At 66.3% G+C, this 18,230-nt stretch carries 21 protein-coding genes; 19 read left to right on the plus strand and 2 right to left on the minus strand.

The genetic code is table 11. The features are described from left to right. Positions 1 to 211: 211 nt before the first annotated feature. Positions 212 to 592, minus strand: coding sequence for a group III truncated hemoglobin (locus tag C995_RS0108530; protein WP_018864534.1), 381 nt, complete (start codon positions 590 to 592; stop codon positions 212 to 214). Positions 593 to 663: 71 nt separating this feature from the next. Here C995_RS0108530 and C995_RS0108535 point away from each other — a divergent pair, with 71 nt between their 5' ends. From C995_RS0108535 to trpC, 13 genes are all read left to right on the plus strand, one after another. Beyond that, positions 664 to 1,575, plus strand: a complete 912-nt coding sequence (locus tag C995_RS0108535) for a fructosamine kinase family protein (protein WP_018864535.1) — start codon at positions 664 to 666, stop codon at positions 1,573 to 1,575. A gap of 103 nt (positions 1,576 to 1,678) precedes the next feature. Further along, positions 1,679 to 2,194 carry a 5-(carboxyamino)imidazole ribonucleotide mutase gene (gene purE, locus C995_RS0108540; RefSeq protein ID WP_018864536.1) on the plus strand — a complete coding sequence of 172 codons (516 nt, stop codon included), beginning with the start codon at positions 1,679 to 1,681 and terminating at the stop codon, positions 2,192 to 2,194. Further along, entirely contained in the window at positions 2,191 to 3,354 is a 1,164-nt protein-coding gene (locus C995_RS0108545) for a 5-(carboxyamino)imidazole ribonucleotide synthase (protein ID WP_018864537.1), read from the plus strand. Before purE ends, C995_RS0108545 begins: the two co-directional genes overlap by 4 nt. Beyond that, a complete protein-coding gene (locus C995_RS0108550) occupies positions 3,351 to 3,968 on the plus strand; it encodes a class I SAM-dependent methyltransferase (RefSeq protein WP_018864538.1) in 618 nt (205 codons plus the stop codon). The genes C995_RS0108545 and C995_RS0108550 overlap by 4 nt, the downstream gene beginning before the upstream one ends. Before the next feature lie 2 nt (positions 3,969 to 3,970). Further along, a complete protein-coding gene (locus C995_RS0108555; RefSeq protein ID WP_018864539.1) occupies positions 3,971 to 4,636 on the plus strand; it encodes an energy-coupling factor ABC transporter permease in 666 nt (221 codons plus the stop codon). Positions 4,637 to 4,770: 134 nt separating this feature from the next. Then, a complete protein-coding gene (locus tag C995_RS0108560; protein WP_018864540.1) occupies positions 4,771 to 5,094 on the plus strand; it encodes a cytochrome c in 324 nt (107 codons plus the stop codon). Between the two features lie 179 nt (positions 5,095 to 5,273). Next, a complete protein-coding gene (gene rpe / locus C995_RS0108565; RefSeq protein ID WP_018864541.1) occupies positions 5,274 to 5,963 on the plus strand; it encodes a ribulose-phosphate 3-epimerase in 690 nt (229 codons plus the stop codon). A gap of 17 nt (positions 5,964 to 5,980) precedes the next feature. After that, positions 5,981 to 6,664 (plus strand): phosphoglycolate phosphatase, encoded by a 684-nt coding sequence (locus C995_RS0108570; RefSeq protein WP_018864542.1) that lies wholly within the window; start codon positions 5,981 to 5,983, stop codon positions 6,662 to 6,664. A gap of 91 nt (positions 6,665 to 6,755) precedes the next feature. After that, complete coding sequence (gene trpE / locus C995_RS0108575) at positions 6,756 to 8,243, plus strand: anthranilate synthase component I (protein ID WP_018864543.1); 1,488 nt, start codon at positions 6,756 to 6,758, stop codon at positions 8,241 to 8,243. Between the two features lie 114 nt (positions 8,244 to 8,357). Continuing rightward, positions 8,358 to 8,951, plus strand: a complete 594-nt coding sequence (locus C995_RS0108580; RefSeq protein WP_018864544.1) for an aminodeoxychorismate/anthranilate synthase component II — start codon at positions 8,358 to 8,360, stop codon at positions 8,949 to 8,951. Then, positions 8,948 to 10,138, plus strand: coding sequence for a multidrug effflux MFS transporter (locus C995_RS0108585; protein WP_018864545.1), 1,191 nt, complete (start codon positions 8,948 to 8,950; stop codon positions 10,136 to 10,138). The genes C995_RS0108580 and C995_RS0108585 overlap by 4 nt, the downstream gene beginning before the upstream one ends. Before the next feature lie 77 nt (positions 10,139 to 10,215). Next, positions 10,216 to 11,253: an anthranilate phosphoribosyltransferase gene (gene trpD, locus C995_RS0108590; protein ID WP_018864546.1), complete on the plus strand. Its 1,038-nt coding sequence runs from the start codon at positions 10,216 to 10,218 to the stop codon at positions 11,251 to 11,253. Continuing rightward, on the plus strand, positions 11,253 to 12,059 hold the full coding sequence (gene trpC, locus C995_RS0108595) for an indole-3-glycerol phosphate synthase TrpC (protein ID WP_018864547.1): 807 nt from the start codon (positions 11,253 to 11,255) through the stop codon (positions 12,057 to 12,059). The genes trpD and trpC overlap by 1 nt, the downstream gene beginning before the upstream one ends. A gap of 59 nt (positions 12,060 to 12,118) precedes the next feature. Here the strand turns inward: trpC and crp are convergent, their stop codons facing one another. Beyond that, a complete protein-coding gene (gene crp / locus C995_RS0108600) occupies positions 12,119 to 12,757 on the minus strand; it encodes a cAMP-activated global transcriptional regulator CRP (protein WP_012983719.1) in 639 nt (212 codons plus the stop codon). A gap of 223 nt (positions 12,758 to 12,980) precedes the next feature. On the opposite strand from crp, the gene C995_RS0108605 reads away from it, so the two are divergent. The 6 genes from C995_RS0108605 to C995_RS0108630 all read left to right on the plus strand — a co-directional run bounded on the left by C995_RS0108605 (position 12,981) and on the right by C995_RS0108630 (position 18,180). Further along, positions 12,981 to 13,409 carry an OsmC family protein gene (locus C995_RS0108605; RefSeq protein WP_018864549.1) on the plus strand — a complete coding sequence of 143 codons (429 nt, stop codon included), beginning with the start codon at positions 12,981 to 12,983 and terminating at the stop codon, positions 13,407 to 13,409. Positions 13,410 to 13,520: 111 nt separating this feature from the next. Beyond that, a complete protein-coding gene (gene speD, locus C995_RS0108610; protein WP_018864550.1) occupies positions 13,521 to 14,330 on the plus strand; it encodes an adenosylmethionine decarboxylase in 810 nt (269 codons plus the stop codon). 106 nt (positions 14,331 to 14,436) lie between these two features. After that, entirely contained in the window at positions 14,437 to 14,829 is a 393-nt protein-coding gene (locus C995_RS0108615) for a PH domain-containing protein (protein ID WP_018864551.1), read from the plus strand. After that, positions 14,826 to 15,149: a hypothetical protein gene (locus C995_RS0108620; RefSeq protein WP_018864552.1), complete on the plus strand. Its 324-nt coding sequence runs from the start codon at positions 14,826 to 14,828 to the stop codon at positions 15,147 to 15,149. The genes C995_RS0108615 and C995_RS0108620 overlap by 4 nt, the downstream gene beginning before the upstream one ends. Positions 15,150 to 15,190: 41 nt before the next feature. Continuing rightward, positions 15,191 to 16,744 carry a bifunctional GNAT family N-acetyltransferase/carbon-nitrogen hydrolase family protein gene (locus tag C995_RS0108625; RefSeq protein WP_018864553.1) on the plus strand — a complete coding sequence of 518 codons (1,554 nt, stop codon included), beginning with the start codon at positions 15,191 to 15,193 and terminating at the stop codon, positions 16,742 to 16,744. A 143-nt stretch (positions 16,745 to 16,887) separates the two neighbouring features. Next, complete coding sequence (locus C995_RS0108630; RefSeq protein WP_018864554.1) at positions 16,888 to 18,180, plus strand: response regulator; 1,293 nt, start codon at positions 16,888 to 16,890, stop codon at positions 18,178 to 18,180. The last annotated feature ends 50 nt before the right edge of the window (positions 18,181 to 18,230 follow it).

Raw genomic sequence — 18,230 nt, forward strand, 5'->3', positions numbered from 1 at the left:
AGCGAGTTTCAGCGCCGCCGGCCCGAGGGCCCTGGAGCAAGGTTCCCGGGCGGAATCCGGGTGCCCTTCTTTGGGTACTTTCTTGGGCAAGCAAGAAAGTACCTCGCGGCGCGCTGGCGAAACAGCGCAGGCAGGCGGCCGGACGAAGGCACCGTAAACACCGGATGCCGAACCAGGGCCAGCCTCAACAGGGCAGGAGGGTAGGGCGACGCTAGCGAATGATGTCCTCGCGCATCCGGCTGGCGATACCATCCGCCAGCTGCTGCCATTCGGCCGCCAGTGGCGCCTCCAGATGCTCCTCGGTGCTCGCCTTGAAGTGCCGCATCCAGACCGCGAGATCGGCCTCGGTCAGGTTCAGCGGCGCATGCTTGCCGACCATGTCGATCGTGGGCGGTTGCTCCAGGCGTCCGCCCAGGTTCATGTACCAGAAATCCGAGATGCGCCGGACATGGGACTCGAAGTCCTGGATGCGTTCGAAGTGGTGCCCGATCTCCGGGTCGCTGGACAGGCGGCGATAGAAGTCGTCGATGACCGCGCGGATGCGGTCGGCACCGATCTTGTCGCACAGCGGCTCGAGTTTGCGAAAAGCCATGGGGTAGGTCTCCTGACGAATCCCGCGGCAACCGTTAACCTGCACGTTGATCAGCAAGCCGGATACCGAGGATGAACCGATTGGACTCTGCGGGCCCCGACGCCATCACGGCGGCGGTGGCCCAGTGCATCACGGACCATACCGCAAGCGCGTTCGAGCCGACAGGAAGCCAGGCCTGTTCCGGGGGTTCGATCAACCAGGCCCAGCGCGTGACCGGGACCGATGGCCGGACCTATTTCGTGAAACTCAATCGTGGCGCCATGGCCGAGGCGATGTTTGCGGCCGAGGCGCGCGGGCTGGAGGAACTGGCCCGCTGCGAACGAGTGCGGATCCCGGCGGTGATCGGTACGGGCAAGGCCGGGGAGGTGTGCTTTATCGTGTTGGAGGAGCTGGACCTGGGGGGGCGGCGCGACGGGGTCGCGCTGGGGCACGGGGTGGCCGACATGCACATGAAGACGGCGGCGCGCTTCGGGCTGGATCACGACAACTACATCGGCTCGACACCGCAGTCGAACCGCCAGCACGAGGACTGGGTATCGTTCTATCGCGACGAGCGCCTCGGCTTCCAGCGGGGTCTGGCGCGTGAGCGCGGGGCCGCGCATTCGCTGATCCAGGCGCTGGAGTCCCTGGAAGCGAATCTGGGCGGGTTCTTCAGCGACTACCGCCCCGAGCCTTCACTGCTGCACGGGGACCTGTGGAGCGGTAACTGGGGCTTCCAGTCCGATGGTACGGCCGTGCTGTTCGATCCGGCCGTCTACTACGGGGATCCGGAGGCGGATCTGGCGATGATGGAGCTGTTCGGCCATCCCGGGCAGGACTTCTTCGACGCCTACGAGGAGATGCGTCCGGTCGACACCGGCTACCCGGTGCGCAAGACGCTCTACAACCTCTACCACATCCTGAATCACGATCACCTGTTTGGCGGGGGCTATGGTTCCCAGGCCGAGCGCATGATCCGCCAGTTGCTGGCGGAGCTGAGATGAGCGGCACCCGAGGGGGCGGTCGACCGGTGTCAGCCCGGCGCCGTGAGGATTCGGCCGCATCGCGGGCTTGTCGCCCCGGGGCGGGGCGGCTAAGGTTCCGTCCATGACGGGCAACAACGACAAGACTACCCCACGCGTGGGTGTGGTGATGGGCAGTACCTCCGACTGGGCGACGATGGAATGCGCAGTGGACGTGCTGGAAGAACTGGGCGTCCCCTGTGAGGCTCGGGTGGTCTCCGCCCACCGCACCCCGGATCTCCTTTTCGAGTACGCCGAACAGGCCCGCGAACGCGGTCTGGCCGCGATCATTGCCGGGGCCGGGGGCGCCGCGCATCTGCCCGGGATGCTGGCCGCCAAGACCTCGGTGCCGGTGCTCGGCGTGCCGGTCGCTTCGCGCCACCTGAAGGGGCAGGACTCGCTGCTGTCGATCGTGCAGATGCCGAAGGGGATCCCGGTCGCGACCTTCGCCATTGGCGAGGCCGGCGCGGCCAATGCGGCCTTGTTTGCCGCCGCGATGCTCGCGAACTCCGACCCCGCTCTGTGCGAACGGCTGGACGCCTTCCGGCGCGCGCAGCGCGATACGGTGCTTAACCAGATCCTGCCGCCGGCCGCATCATGATCCTGCCTCCCGCCACCCTGGGGCTGCTCGGCGGCGGGCAGCTCGGTCGCTACTTTGTGCGGGCCGCGCGCGAGATGGGCTATGCGGTCTGGGTGCTGGACCCCGACCCGCACAGCCCCGCCGGACAGGTCGCAACACGCCATCTTTGCCAGCCCTACGAGGATGCGGAGACGCTGTCGGCCCTGGCCGGCCAGTGCGCGGTGATTACCTGCGAGTTCGAGAACATCCCGCGCCCGGCACTGGAATGGCTGGAGGCCAATGCCTGTCTGCGCCCCGGTCTTTGCGCGCTGGGCGTGGCCCAGGACCGGCTGGAGGAGAAGCGCTTTCTCGCCGAGATCGGGGTAGCGGTTGCGCCCTGGCGCCCGGTGACGGCCGGCGGCGATGGTGGCGAGGACGCCTCCGGTGCACCGTCCTTCCCGGCGCTCCTGAAGACCGCCCGGCTGGGGTACGACGGCAAGGGACAGCGCCCGATGGATCACATGGGCGATCTGGCGGCCGCGCACGCGGAGCTCGGTGGCGTGGACTGTGTGCTCGAGGAACGGGTGCAGCTGGAGCGTGAACTGTCGGTGGTGGTGGCGCGCACCTTCGACGGTCGCAGTGAGGCCTTCCCGGTATCCGAAAACGTGCATCGAGACGGCATCCTGCACCTGAGCCGGGTGCCGGCGCGTGTCGACACGGACCTGTCCGGGCGCGCGGTGGCGATCGCGCAGTTGATTGCCGATCGCCTCGACTATTGTGGCGTGCTGGCGGTCGAGTTCTTCCTGACGATGGGGGGAGAGCTGCTGGTCAACGAGATCGCCCCGCGCCCGCACAACACCGGCCATTACACGCTGGACGCCTGCACCGTGTCCCAGTTCGAGCAGCAGGTGCGCGCGGTTTGCGGTCTGGGGTTGGCCCCGGCGCGCCTGACGGCCCCGGTGGCGATGGTCAATCTGCTGGGGGACCTGTGGCCCGCGGACGGCAGCCCGGACTGGTCCGGTGCGCTGGAGGCCGGGCGTGCGCGTCTGCATCTGTACGGCAAGAGCGAGGCGCGGGCGGGGCGCAAGATGGGACACCTGAGCGTGCTGGGTCTGCCCGGCGAGGACGATGCGATGGCCCCGGCGTCCACCGCCGAGGGGCTTTGGCAGGACCTGGCGCGGGCGGCCGGGGTGACCACGTGACCGAGGCGTTCCCCGATGCCCGTTCGCGGCGTGCGCGTCAGGCGGAGCTCAAGCGCGACCTCGAATTCGCCGATACCCTGGCGGGCGAGTCCCTGCGCTTTCGAACGACCTGGGGGCTTTTTTCGCCGCGCCGGATCGACGATGGCACGCGCATGCTGCTGGATCGCATCGAGGTGCGCCCGGATGACGATTGCCTGGATCTGGGCTGCGGCTATGGCCCGATCGGCCTGACCCTGGCGCGCAAGGCGCCGCAGGGCACGACGACGCTGGTGGACACCAATTTTCTCGCGGTCGAGTACAGCCGGCGCAACGCCGAGCTCAACGGCATTACCAACGTCGAGTGCGTGACCAGCAACGGCTTCGCCCAGATCCGCGAGCGCCGCTTCGATCTCGTGGCGTCCAATCTGCCGGCCAAGGTAGGGCGGGAGATGCTTTACACCTATCTGCTCGATGCCCACGAGCAGATGAACCCCGGTGGTCGCATCTATGTCGTAACCATTACCGGGTTGCGGCGTTTTATCGAGAAGGGGTTCAAGGAAGTGTTCGGCAACTACGACAAGGTCAAGCAGGGCCGCGAGTACACCGTCGCGGCCGCCGAACGCGAGCCCGACTGACCATGGTCGAGGGGGCGGGCGAACTCCCGGTTGCGCTCCGCGTGCTGTCCGCCCTCCTGCTGGGGGCGGGGCTGCTGATCATGCTGCGGCGCATGCCCTGGGAGGCCTTCTTTGTCCCCGGGCGAACGCAGCTCTTTGTGATCGCCACGCTGTGTCTGCTGCTGATCTGGGGGCTGCGCGCGCAGGCCCTGGAGGGTCTGGCGCTGCATTTTCTCGGCATGGCCACGATCACGCTGATGTTTGGCTGGCAGCTGGCGATCCTGATGGTGTTTCTGGTGGTGGCGGGGCTGGCCCTGCTGGGGGCGGTGCCACTCTCGGCCTTTCCGCTGACGGTGTTGCTGGCGGGCGTGCTGCCGGTGGCCCTGACCTGGGGGCTGCTGCGGGCGACCGAGGCCTGGCTGCCACGCCACATGTTCATCTACCTGTATGGCGTCGCGTTCCTTGGCGGGGCCCTGACGGTGGCCGCCACGGTGCTGGCCTCGGCGGTGATCTACGGGCTGTTCACCGACCTGGCCTGGGACGATATCTATCGCGATTACGTGCGTTATCTGGCCCTGCTCGTACTGCCCGAGGCCGTCCTCAACGGCATGGTGGTCACCGGCCTGGTGATGGTGCGTCCGGAGTGGTTGGCGACCTGGTCGGACGAGCGCTACGTGCACGGACGCTGATCGTCGAGCGTCCGGGTGTCCGTATGCCCCCATTTGCTTTTATGTTAATGCACCATTCAGGGAAGCCCTGCTAACGTTCGCTTCACGATGGGGTGCAACCCCGTTGGTGAGCTGCAAACGAGGAGACCACAACAATGAAAACCAAGCTGTTCGTTCTGGCCGGGATTGCAGGAAGTGTGCTGATGCTGTCGTCCGCCGCGCAGGCGACCGACATCCAGGCTGGCCAGTCCAAGTACCAGTCTACCTGCCTGAGCTGCCATGGGGCCGAAGGCAAGGGCCAGGCGATCTTCCCCGCGCTGGCCGGTCGTGACGCCGAGTACGTGACCGACAAGCTCGAGCGCTACCGCGCCGGTGAAGAGATCGGTTCCCATACCGGTCTGATGCGCCCGCATGCCCAGGCGCTGAGCGATGACGATATCGCCAATGTGGCCGCCTTCATCGAGACCGAATTCAACTGATTCGGCAACCGCGAAGCGGCAAGCCGACGGGCCGGGGTTTCCCCGGCCCGTTTGCGTTGGAGGGCCTGTCGCATGCGTCGCCTTTTGCCTGCCATGGCGGCATCCGGTAAAGTTCCGCGGTTCCGAGAGCGTGGCCGATGGTCGGTCCCGCTATCCCAGAGATTCCTGCGAGGCTTCCCATGGCACAACCCGATTTCATTGCCCCGTCCATCCTGTCCGCCGACTTCGCCCGCCTGGGCGAGGAAGTCGACAACGTCCTGGCCTCCGGCGCGGACATCGTCCACTTCGACGTGATGGACAACCACTACGTGCCGAACCTGACCATCGGTCCGCTGGTCTGCGATGCCCTGCGCAAGCACGGCGTGACTGCGCCGATCGACGTCCACCTGATGGTCAAGCCGGTGGACCGTATCATCCCGGACTTCGCCCAGGCCGGCGCCAGCTACATCACCTTCCACCCGGAGGCCTCCGACCATATCGACCGCACCCTGCAGTTGATCCACTCCGAGGGCTGCAAGGCGGGTCTGGTGTTCAATCCGGCGACCCCGCTGTCCTATCTCGACTACGTGATGGACAAGGTCGACATGGTCCTGCTGATGTCGGTGAACCCGGGCTTTGGCGGCCAGAAGTTCATCCCGGCCACCCTCGACAAGCTGCGCGAGGCGCGCAAGATGATCGACGCCTCCGGGCGTGACATCCGCCTCGAGATCGACGGCGGCGTGAAGGCTGACAATATCCGCGAGATCAAGGCCGCGGGGGCCGATACCTTCGTCGCCGGTTCCGCGATCTTCGGTGCCGGCAGCGATGCCGACGCGAACCGCTACAACAGCATCATCCAGCAGATGCGCGACGAGATGGCCAAGGCCTGATTCGTCCGGAGACCGGGATGTCCCTGAAGCGCCCCCGCATGATCCTGATTGACCTGGACGGCACGCTGATCGACAGCGTGCCGGACCTGGCCTATAGCGTGGATGCCATGATGCGCGAGCTGGGTCTGCCCGAGCGCGGCGAGGCGGCCGTGCGCAACTGGGTCGGCAACGGCGTGGAACGGCTGGTCAAGCGGGCGCTGCTCAATGCGCTCGACGGCGAGCCGGACCCGGAGGCCTTCGAGCGGGCACTGCCGGTATTCATGCGCATCTACCAGGAGAACACCGCCGGGCGCTCGCCGCTGTATCCGGGGGTGCGCGAGGGGCTGGATCAGCTGAAGGCCGCCGGTTACCGCCTGGGCTGCGTGACCAACAAGGCCGAGCGCTTCACCGTGCCGCTACTGCGCGAAAAGGGCATCCTCGACGACTTCGAGATCGTGGTCGCCGGCGACGCCCTGCCGCAGAAGAAACCTGACCCGGCGCCACTGCTGCACGCGGCCAGGGAGTTGGGTGTCGAGCCCTCCGAATCGCTGATGGTCGGGGACTCGAAGAGCGACGTGAAGGCGGCACGCGCGGCCGGCTTCCAGATCGTCTGCATGACCTACGGCTACAATCACGGCTTTGATATCCGCGACGAACACCCGGATGCGGTGCTCGACCGGCTGGACGAACTGCCGGAGCTGCTGCCCGCCCGGGCGGCCTGACATGATCGCAATGGACCGGACAGCGGGGCGATGGCGAAACGGCGACTGATCTGCCGCGCCGTCTGCCCCTCTCTTGTCAGGAACCCTTGTGATGACCCCCGAACAGTTCGACGCACTGGCCCGCGAGGGCTATAACCGCATCCCGCTGGTGCGCGAGGTCCTGGCGGATCTCGAGACGCCCCTGTCCATCTTCCTGAAGCTGGCTAACCGGCCGTATTCCTACCTGTTCGAGTCGGTGCAGGGCGGGGAGCGCTGGGGTCGCTACTCCTTCATCGGCCTGCCGGCGCGGACCCGGGTGCGGGTGCACGGCCACGACATCACGGTGGAGACCGACGGCAAGGTGGTCGAGCAGACCACCGAGACCGATCCGCTGGCCTGGATCGAGGCCTACCAGGCGCGCTTCAAGGTCGCCGAACTGCCGGGCCTGCCGCGCTTCACCGGTGGCCTGGTCGGCTACTTCGGCTTCGAGACCGTGCGCCTGATCGAGCCGCGCCTGGAGGGCCCGGAAAAGCCCGATGCGCTGGGGCTGCCAGATATCCTGCTGATGGTTTCGGAGGAGGTCGTGGTCTACGACAACCTCTCCGGGCGGCTGTATCTGGTGGTGCATGCCGATACCTCGCGCCCCGACGGGCAGGTCGTGGCCGCGGAACGCCTCGACGAGCTGGAGAGCCGGATCGGCGAGCCGCTGGTGCCGCCGGGAGACCCACCGCACCCGCACGCGGTGCCGGAGTATGTGCCGGGCTGGTCGGCCGAGGGCTTCCAGGCGGCCGTGGCGCGGGCGCAGGAATACATCATGGACGGCGACGTGATGCAGGTGGTGCTGGCGCAGCGCATGAGCGTCCCGTTCTCGGCGCCACCGCTGAACCTCTACCGCGCGTTGCGGGCGCTGAACCCGTCGCCCTACATGTACTACCTGGACCTGGACGACCACCACGTGGTCGGGGCCTCGCCGGAGATCCTGGTGCGGCTGGAGGACGACCGCGTGACCGTGCGCCCGATCGCCGGCACCCGCCCGCGCGGGCGTACCGAGGAGGAAGACCGCGCGCTGGAGGTCGAGCTGCTGGCGGACCCGAAGGAGTGCGCCGAGCACCTGATGCTGATCGATCTCGGGCGCAACGACGTCGGGCGGGTCTGCGAGATCGGCTCGGTGGAGGTGACCGACACCATGACCATCGAGCGCTATTCGCACGTGATGCACATCGTCTCCAACGTGGAGGGCCAACTCGCCCCGGGACACTCGCCGATGGACGTGCTGCGCGCGACCTTTCCGGCCGGCACGGTCTCCGGCGCGCCGAAGATCCGCGCGCTGGAGATCATCGACGAGCTGGAGCCGGTCAAGCGCGGGCCGTATTCCGGGGCGGTCGGCTACCTCTCCTGGTCCGGCAACATGGACACCGCGATCGCGATCCGCACGGCCGTACTGCACGACGGTGAGCTGCACATTCAGGCCGGCGCCGGGGTGGTGCACGACTCGGTGCCCGAGAACGAGTGGCAGGAGACCCTGAACAAGGGGCGCGCGGTCGTGCGCGCGGCCGAGCTGGCGTTGGGCGGACTGGGGCCGCGCAGGCACCGTGGCTGAGGACGTGATGACCGGTGCAGAACGGGCAGCGCGAGCGCGGTTGTCGGGCACGCCGGGCGCACTCGCGCTAGTCTGCGATCTGTACCGGTCCGGTGCGGCGGAGGGACTCCCGGCATGATCCTGATGATCGACAACTACGACTCGTTCACCTTCAATCTGGTCCAGTACCTGGGCGAGTTGGGGGCGGAGGTCGAGGTGCACCGCAACGACCAGATCACACCCGACCAGGTCACCGACCTGGCGCCTGCCGGGATCATGATCTCGCCCGGGCCCTGCACTCCGAACGAGGCGGGTGTGTCCATGGAGGTGATCCGCCGCTTTGCCGGGCAGATCCCGATCTTCGGGGTCTGCCTCGGGCATCAGGCGATTGGTCAGGTGTTCGGCGGGCGCGTGGTGCGGGCCCGCGAGATCATGCACGGCAAGACCTCCCCGGTGCATCACACCGGGGTGGGAGTCTTTGCGGGCCTCGAGAACCCGCTGGAGGCCACGCGCTATCACTCCCTGGTGGTGGAGTCGGCCTCGCTGCCCGATTGCCTGGAGGTCACCGCCTGGACCGAGCGCGAGGATGGCACCCGCGACGAGATCATGGGCCTGCGCCACCGTGAACTGGACGTCGAGGGCGTGCAGTTCCACCCCGAATCCATCCTGACCCGGCAGGGGCACGAGCTCCTCGACAACTTCCTGCGCCGCCTGCCGCAACCGGCGTGACGCCGCATCAACGGACGCGGCTGCGCTTCGCGCTGCTGGTCGCACCTCTGGCGCTGCTGGCGCCGTTCTCGCTGGATACCTACCTGCCGTCGTTCCCGGCGATGGCCGCGGACCTGTCCGTCGACGGTGCGGCGATGCAGGCGACGCTGTCCTCCTATCTGGTCGCGTTTGCCCTGGCCACCCTGGTGGCCGGGCCGCTGTCGGATGCCTTTGGCCGGCGTCCGGTCGTGCTGTGGGCGCTGGTGGCCTACGTCGCGACATCCGCGCTACTGGTGGTGGCGGTGGAATACTGGCAGGTGATCGGGCTGCGTATCGGTCAGGGCTTCGCGGCGGCGGCCGGGGTGGTGGTGAGCCGTGCCCTGGTGCGCGACCGTTTCGACCCCATCGATGCGCGGCGCGTATTCGCGATTGTGACGATCATGTTCGCGATGGGGCCTGCGATCGCCCCCATCCTGGGCGGCTATCTGCAATCCGCATTCGGGTGGCGCTCGGTGTTTGCGTTCCTGGTGCTCTACGGGGTCGTGCTGCTGCTGGCCGCGCGTCTCTGGCTGCCGGAGACCCTGCCCCCGGTCGGGCGCGTGTCCAGCCGGCCGCGGCTGGTGCTCGGGCGCTATACGGGCACGCTGCGCAATGTGCAGTTCCTGCAGCCGGTGCTGGTGCATACCACCCTGTTCGGGGCCAAGTTCCTGTTCGTCGCGGCCTCGCCTGCGCTGATCTATGTGCATCTCGGAGGCGGCGAGCGCGATTTCTGGTGGCTGTTCGCGCCCATGGTGGTGGGGCTGATGCTGGGGGGCGTGGCCTCCGGCTGGAGCGCCGGGCGCGTGGCGCCCGAGGTCACGGTCCGCATCGGCTTGTTGCTCACCGGGATTTCACTGGCGCTGGTGGGCTGGGCGGCGCTGGCCCCGGAACCGTCGGTGGCGGCGGTGACCCTGCCGTTTGCCCTGTACAGCTTCGCCCTGGCCCTGGGGATGCCCTCGCTGACCCTGCTGGCGCTGGACTGCTATCCGGGCGCGCGCGGCATGGCCTCGGCGATGCAGGCCTTTATCCAGCTCGGGTTTGCGGCCCTGCTCACGCTCTTCGTGGTCGACTGGCTGGATGACGTCCTGTTGCACCTGGTCGCCGGTGCGGCGGTCATCTGGCTCTTTGCTGCATTCGTCTGGTTCGGCGGGGGGTTAGGGAAACGCTAATCGGTGTTTCCCTGGTTCGTGCCGCGCGGGAGCGGGCGTTACACTAGCGCTCCCGATTCCCCGACAGGAGCAGCCCTGTGACCGTGCAGCAAGCCATAGCGGCCCTGATCGAACGTCAGAACCTGGATGAGGCGGCCATGACCGCCGTAATGCAGGCGGTGATGACCGGCGAGGCCACCGACGCCCAGATTGGCGGGCTGCTGGTGGCCCTGCGCATGAAGGGCGAGACCATCGAGGAGATTCGTGCGGCGGCCGGCGTGATGCGCGAGCTGGCGACGCGCGTGGATGTACCGCGGACCGGGCTGGTCGATACCTGCGGCACCGGCGGCGATGCCTCGGGCACCTTCAATATCTCGACCGCCTCGGCGCTGGTTGCGGCGGCCGGTGGCGTGCGGGTGGCCAAGCACGGCAACCGTTCGGTGTCGTCGAAGTCCGGCTCCGCGGACGTACTGGAGCACCTGGGGATTCATCTCGGGCTGTCGCCGGAGGCGGTCGGGTCCTGCATCGAGGAGGTCGGCGTGGGCTTCCTGTTTGCCCCGGCCCATCATGGCGCGATGAAGCACGCGATCGGCCCGCGCAAGGAACTTGGCGTGCGCACACTGTTCAACGTGCTGGGCCCGCTGACCAATCCCGCCGGGGCGCCGAATCAGGTGCTGGGCGTGTTCTCCGAAGCCTGGGTGCGTCCGCTGGCCGAGGCCCTGAAGGGGCTGGGCAGCGAGCACGTGCTGGTGGTGCACGCCGAGGACGGGCTGGACGAGATCAGCATCGGCGCCCCGACGCGTGTGGCGGAGCTGAAGGATGGTGTGATCGAGGAGTACACCATCGTGCCCGAGGACTTCGGGCTGACACGGAGCGGGCTGGATGCGATCCGGGTCGACAGCGTGGAGGCCTCGGCCGCGATGCTGCGCGGGGTGCTGGAGGGGCAGGTCGGCGCGGCCCGCGACATCGTCCTGCTGAACGCCGGGGCCGCGATCTACGCCGGGGGTGGCGCCGAGTCGCTGGCCGCGGGTGTTGGCCGCGCGGCCGCGGCGATCGATTCGGGTGCCGCCCGCGAGCGCCTGGAGCGGCTGCAGGCGACCAGTGCACGATTGACCAATCAAGGAGCAGGAATCTGATGAACGACGTCCCGGACATCCTCAAGCGGATCCTCGAGCGCAAGCGCGAGGAGCTGAAGGAACGCGAGGCCTTCTGGCCGTTGCGCGAGCTGCGTGGCTGGATGGGCTCGGCTCCGGAGCCGCGCGGGTTCCGGGCGGCGCTGCAACGCGATATCGATGCCGGGCGCGCGGCCGTGATCGCGGAGATCAAGAAGGCCAGCCCCAGCCAGGGGCAGATCAGCCCGAACTTCAACCCCGAGGCCTTTGCCCGCAGCTACGAGGAACACGGAGCCACCTGCCTGTCGGTGCTGACCGACGTGGACTTCTTCAAGGGGCGTGACGGGGATCTGCGCGATGCGCGCGTGGCCTGCAAGCTGCCGATTCTGCGCAAGGACTTCGTGATCGACCTCTATCAGGTCTACGAGGCGCGGGTGCTGGGGGCGGACTGCGTGCTGCTGATCGCCGCCGCGCTGGATGACACCGCGCTGCACGAGCTGTACTTCCTGACCCGCGAGCTGGGCATGGATGCCCTGGTCGAGGTGCACGATGCCGAGGAGCTCGAGCGCGCGAAGAACATCGGCGCGGACCTGATCGGCATCAACAACCGCGACCTGCGCAGCTTCGAGACGCGGCTGGAGACCACGTTGGAGCTGAAGGGCCAGGTGCCGGACTCGGCACTACTGGTCACCGAGAGCGGCATCCATACCCGCGAGGATGTGGCGCGCATGCAGGAGGCGGGGGTGAATGCCTTCCTGGTGGGCGAGGCCTTCATGCGCACCGAGGATCCGGGGCTGGCGCTGGGCCGGCTGTTCCGCGGCGAGGACTGAACCCGCGGGCGAGGCGCCCGCCCGCGTTCGCTGCGGGCAGGCTCTTGCCAGGATGCCGTTCAGCGGGTGCCGAACACGACGATGGTCTTGCCGTGGGCGGTGATCAGCCCGCGTTCCTCCAGGTCCTTCAGGACGCGTCCGGCCATTTCGCGCGAGCAGCCGACGATGCGCGCGATCTCCTGACGGGTGATGCGCAGCTGCATGCCGTCCGGGTGGGTCATCGCGTCGGGCTGGCGTGCCAGATCCAGCAGGGTGTGGGCAATGCGGCCGGTAACGTCGACAAAGGCCAGGTCCATCACCTTGCGCGAGGTCTGGCGCAGGCGGGTGGCGATCTGGCTGGTCAGCAGCATCAGGATCTCCGGGTCGCGCTGCACGATCTCGCGGAACTGGGTATAGGGGATCTCGGCGGTCTCGGTATCCTCGCGGGTGACGACCGTGGCCGAACGCGGGTCATCCTCGAACATGCCGAGTTCGCCGAAGAATTCGCCCTTGTTCAGGTAGGCCAGGACGAGTTCGTGACCGTTGTTCTCGCCCAGCACCGAAACGGATCCGCTGACGACGTAATACAGCGTATCCGGTACCGTACCGGAATGAATGATCGTCGTGCGCTTGCGGTAGTGCCGGCGGTGGCAGTAGCCGAGAAAGCGCTCAAGTGCCGGCGACGGTTGCGCCGGGCGATAGACGAACGGGTTATTCATGGTCATGGCATCCATGGCTTCTCACGTCTCGCGTAGTGGGGACGGGTTTCAGTGTAATCCAGCCCTCCACAAGCGGGACCCGGGTGTCGGGATCGAGTCACAAAATGCGCTGACCCGGGTTCTGTTCTGTGCTTGTCGTCTCAAAGTTTGTGCATGTTTTGTTGAGTATAGGCCACACAAGGCCTTCCAAAAGGCCGGAATTTGTGGGTAAAAGGAGACGCTTATGCGGGTCAGGGTGAAGTGGCTGGAACAGGTGGCGTTTGTCGGCGAGACCGGCAGTGGGCATGCGGTGGTGATGGATGGCCCCCCGGATGCCGGCGGGCGAAACCTCGGGGCCCGCCCGATGGAGATGTTGTTACTGGGGCTGGGTGGGTGTACCAGTTTCGATGTCGTGGCAATGCTCAAGAAGGGGCGCCAGGAGGTCCTCGACTGCGAGGTCACGGTGGACGGCACGCGGGCGGAGACGGTGCCCAAGGTGTTTACCGACATCCACGTGCACTTTCGGGTGTATGGCCATGGTCTGTCGGAGAAGCAGGTGGGCCGCGCGGTGGAACTGTCCGCGGAGAAATACTGCTCGGCCTCGCTGATGCTCGGGGCCGCGGCCAGGGTTACCCACGACTTCGAGATTGTCGAGGGTCCCGCCCCGCGCTGAGCGTCCGGGTGGGACGCCGGAAATTTTCACTAGCGGGGACGGCGTGTTTCCCTGACGGGCCGGGACGTCTACAATCCGCCGTTCCCTGCGTCCCGGGCAAGAGGAAACGCCATGCCCCGCCACAAGAAGCAGATCAAGCTCCACGGGTTCAATAACCTGACCAAGAGCCTGAGCTTCAATATCTACGATATCTGCTACGCCTCCGGCGAACGCCATCGAGACGAGTACATCGCGTACATCGACGAGGCCTACAACGCCCAGCGTCTCACCCAGATTCTGTCCGACGTGGCTCATCTGATCGGAGCCAACATCCTGGATATCTCGCGCCAGGACTATGATCCTCAGGGCGCCTCGGTCACCATGCTGATCTCGGAAGAGCCGGTGGCCACCGAGAAGATCGGGTATACCGAGGGCCCAGGCCCGCTGCCGGAAACGGTGGTCGGCCACCTCGACAAGAGCCATATTACGGTCCACACGTATCCGGAGTCCCACCCGGAGGGCGGGATCGCGACCTTTCGCGCGGATATCGATGTGTCCACCTGCGGGCGCATCTCGCCGCTGCGTGCCCTGAACTACCTGATTCACAGCTTCGAGTCGGATATTGTGATCATGGACTATCGAGTGCGCGGTTTTACCCGCGACGTGCGTGGCAAGAAGCACTTTATCGACCACAAGATCAACTCCATCCAGGACTTCCTCTCGCGCGATACCAAGGACAAGTACCAGATGGTGGACGTGAACGTGTACCAGGAGTACCTGTTCCACACCAAGATGGTGCTGAAGGACTTCGACCTCGACAACTACCTGTTCGGCCTGGGCAAGGACGACTACTCGGCCCGGGAGGCCAAGCGCATCGCCAAGCTGCTCAAGCACGAGATGATGGAGATCTTCTACGGCAAGAACATGAGCCGTCCGGCCTGATACAAACGCCGCGTTTGCTCATTGGCGCGACAGCATCCTCTGGCGATATCCGCGTCAGGCATGCCATCTGGCACACTGTCGGTACTGTCCGCGAACCGGAGGTCCCATGACCAGTCGTGCCCCCGCGATCGACGCCCGTCCGGCGATGTTTCGCAACCACCCGTTTGGTTTCGTTTTCAGTGTTCTGCTGATCGCGGCCTTTGGTCTGGGGCTCCTGATTCTGCTGTGGTGGTATCTGCAGACGCGGTCGGTGCGTCTGCGCATCGACGCCGACCAGGTGCATCTGGAAGAGGGGCTGCTCAGCAAGTCCCATGTGGACCTGGATATCGGCCAGATCCGCACTGTGAAGGTGGACCAGAGCTTCTGGAACCGGGTCTTCCGGGTGGGCGAGATTGCCGTGTATACCACTGGCGACAACCCGGAGTTTCGGGTGGCCGGGATCCCCGACCCGCACCGCGTGCGTGATTATGTGCGGGATCGTCGCGAGGCAGCTGCATGAACTCCCGTGATCACCGTGACAGCCGCCTGGCCCTGCGCATCCTACTGGGGACCTCGGCCCTGGCCGCGCTGCTGGTGGCGTTGATCGTACTGGCCATGGCGGTCACCCTGCCCGGACTGTCCGGGTGGGTGGCCGCTACCTTTGACGATGGTATGGGGCTGGCGATGGCTGCCCTGGTCGCCGCGATCGTCTCGCTGCTGGTGATGCTGGTGTTCGCACTGGCGGCCGGGGAGGGGCTGATCGGCGAGCTGCAGTTCATGATCCCCGGTTTCTTTTTGTTCTTTGTCTTCTTCTGGCTGCTGCTGGCCTGGGTCTTCTGAGCCGGCCGGCGGATGGTCCCACCACCACGGAGTGCCAACGCGTGAGCAATCAGCAAGATGCCGACCCCAACGCACCGCACCACCTGACGCTGCGGCCGACGCGTATGGAGGACTACGACGATATCCGCGAGATCATGGAGCGGGTGTACGAGGACCTCGACGGGGCCTGGAGCGAGGCCCAGTTTCGCTCGCAGATCTCACGCTTTCCCGAAGGCCAGATCTGTATCGAGGACAACGGCAAGGTGGTGGCTGCGGCAATCAGCCTGATTGTCGAGTACAAGCGTTTTGGGGATCAGCACAGCTACTGGCAGATTACCGGCAACGGTTTTCTGACGACCCATGACCCGGACGGCGACACCCTGTACGGGGTCGATATCTTCGTTCATCCCGGTTACCGCGGGCTGCGCCTCGGACGGCGTCTGTATGACGCGCGCAAGGAACTGTGCCAGAAGCTCAATCTGCGGGCGATCGTGGCCGGGGGGCGCATTCCGGGCTATGAGCAATATCGGGACGAGCTGACCCCGCAGCAGTATGTGGAGAAGGTCAAGAACCACGAGATCACTGATCCCATCCTGACCTTTCAGCTCGCCAATGATTTCCACGTTCGCAAGATCATCACCAACTACCTCCCGGACGACGAGAAGTCCGGCGCCTTTGCGACGCTGATCGAGTGGCTCAACATCTACTACGAGGAGAAGGAGAAGCTGATCGGCGGAAGCCGTTCGGATGTGCGCATCGGCGTGGTTCAGTGGCAGATGCGTCCCACGCCAGACCTCGATTCCCTGTTTCAGCAGGTCGAGTATTTCGTGGATGCGGTCTCGGGTTACCGCTCCGATTGCGTGCTGTTCCCGGAATTCTTCAATGGTCCGCTGATGGGTGCGTTCAACCAGGAGTACCCGGCCGAAGCGGTGCGCCACCTGTCGGAATACACCGAGCAGATCCGCGAGGAGATGGTGCGCCTGGCACTTGCCTACAACATCAATATCGTTGCCGGGTCGATGCCCGAATACAGCGACGAGGTCCTGCGCAACGTCTGCTACCTGTGTCGGCGTGACGGAACCTGGGACCGCCAGTACAAGGTGCACGTGACCCCCGACGAGGTCGCCTACTGGGGACTGCAGGGCGGCGATGAGGTGCACGTGTTCGACACCGACTTCGGCAAGATCGGCATCCTGATCTGCTATGACGTGGAATTTCCGGAGCTGCCGCGGGTGATGGCCGAGAAGGGGTTGCAGATCCTGTTCGTGCCGTTCTGGACCGACACCAAGAACGCCTACCTGCGGGTGCGTCGCTGCGCTCAGGCGCGCGCCATCGAGAACGAGTGCTACGTGGTGATGTCGGGCTCGGTTGGCAATCTCCCCAGGGTCGAGAACATGGACATGCAGTATTCCCAGGCTGCGGTGTTTACGCCGTCTGATTTCGCCTTTCCCCACGACGCGGTCGCGGCCGAGGCCACCCCCAACACGGAGATGACCCTGATTGTCGATCTCGATCTCGACAATCTCAAGGAGCTGCGCAACCACGGCTCGGTGCGCAACCTGCGCGATCGGCGGCGGGACCTGTACGCGGTCCAGTGGAAGTCGAAGCCCGTCTGAGTGGATGTACAAAAACGTGATCTGGTTCGCGTCGGGGTGTGCCGTGTGCTGGCGTCGGGGCGGGCGCATGCGTAACCTGCTCAAGGGCGCTCGAGCCCGGCCACGCAGGGATATGTGGCCTCGACGTGCCCAGGGGGACTTTCATGACCGAACAGCAACCGCCAATGACCCGCACCGCCATACTGGTGGTGGATGATTCCAAGGTGATCCGTATCGCCCTGCAGCGCATCCTGCAGGGTGAGCGCGTCGTTTACGAGGCGGCGGATGGCGAAGAGGCCTGGTCACTCCTGCAGCGCAACGCCGACATCGGCCTGGTCCTGACCGATCTGTCCATGCCGGGCCTGGACGGTCAGGACCTGCTGTTGCGCATCCGAGATGGCGTGGAAGGGCTCCCGTCCGATCTGCCGGTGGTCATCATTACCGGGCAGGAAAGCGACGAGGAAGCCAGCCGTGAATGGCTGCAACTGGGCGCCAATGCCGTGCTGATGAAGCCCTTCATCCCCGGTCGCGTGCGCGAGGTAGTCAATGAACTGCTGCCGCTTGCCCCCGCCGGCGGTGACCAGGCCCTGCGACAGGAAGTGGAGCGGCTGCGCCGCGAACTGATGCTTCGCCAGCAGTCGGCCGACGAGCGCGAGGCGCAGCGCGAGATCGAGCGCCTGCGCACGGCGCTGAGCGAGGCCCGGGACGAGGCAACGGCCGCCTTGCAGCGAGCCGAAGAAAGCGAGGGTCAGCTGGCCGAACTCCAGGCAGCCGAGATGATCGCGGGCGAAGACCCCGATGAAGAAGCACCGACACCCGGCGCGCCCGAGCAGCTCGAGGAGCTCGAAAAGTTACGCGCCCGGGTGCGCGAGTTCGAGAACGAGAATATCCGTCTGGATCACGAGCTGGTGGAGCTCGACCGGCTGCGCGAGACGGTACAGAAGGAACGGGACCAGGCCCTGGAGGATGCGGCCCGATTGCGCAAGGAGCGCAACCAGCAGTGCGAACGCGCGGCCGCGGCCGAGCGGGCCCGTGCCGACCTGGAGGCCCGTTGTTCGGAGCAGGACGGTTCCGCTTCGGCTCTTGGCGAGCGGCTGGCGCAGCGCGAGCAGGAGCTGAGAGAAGCGCGCGAGCGCAATCAGGCCCTGCGGGCCCGGGTTCGTGAACTGGAGCAGGGGGTGACCAGTCCGGAATCGACTTCGCCTGCGGCGGGGGAAGAGCGCGACACCTCTTCTCCACGCGTCGAGCCGCACGAGCCCCTGGTGGCCCGGGCCAACGAATCGGTCCCGTCCGGGCCGTCCCTGGCGGCGGATGCACCGGCCCCTCGCACTTCGTCTCGCGGCCGTCGTAGTCGGCCGGCGCGATCGCGCGGGTGGCGGTGGCTGAAGCTGGCCATCCTGGTGATGGTCGCCATCGTGGTGGGATTGGGGACCCTGATCTTCTTCCGCAATTTCTGACCGGTCTGGTTGTTGCGGTTCATGGGGGTGAGTGTGGCCGGCGGCGGCCC

It is taken from the genome of Thioalkalivibrio sp. ARh3 (assembly GCF_000377265.1).
Lineage (GTDB): Bacteria > Pseudomonadota > Gammaproteobacteria > Ectothiorhodospirales > Ectothiorhodospiraceae > Thioalkalivibrio > Thioalkalivibrio thiocyanoxidans.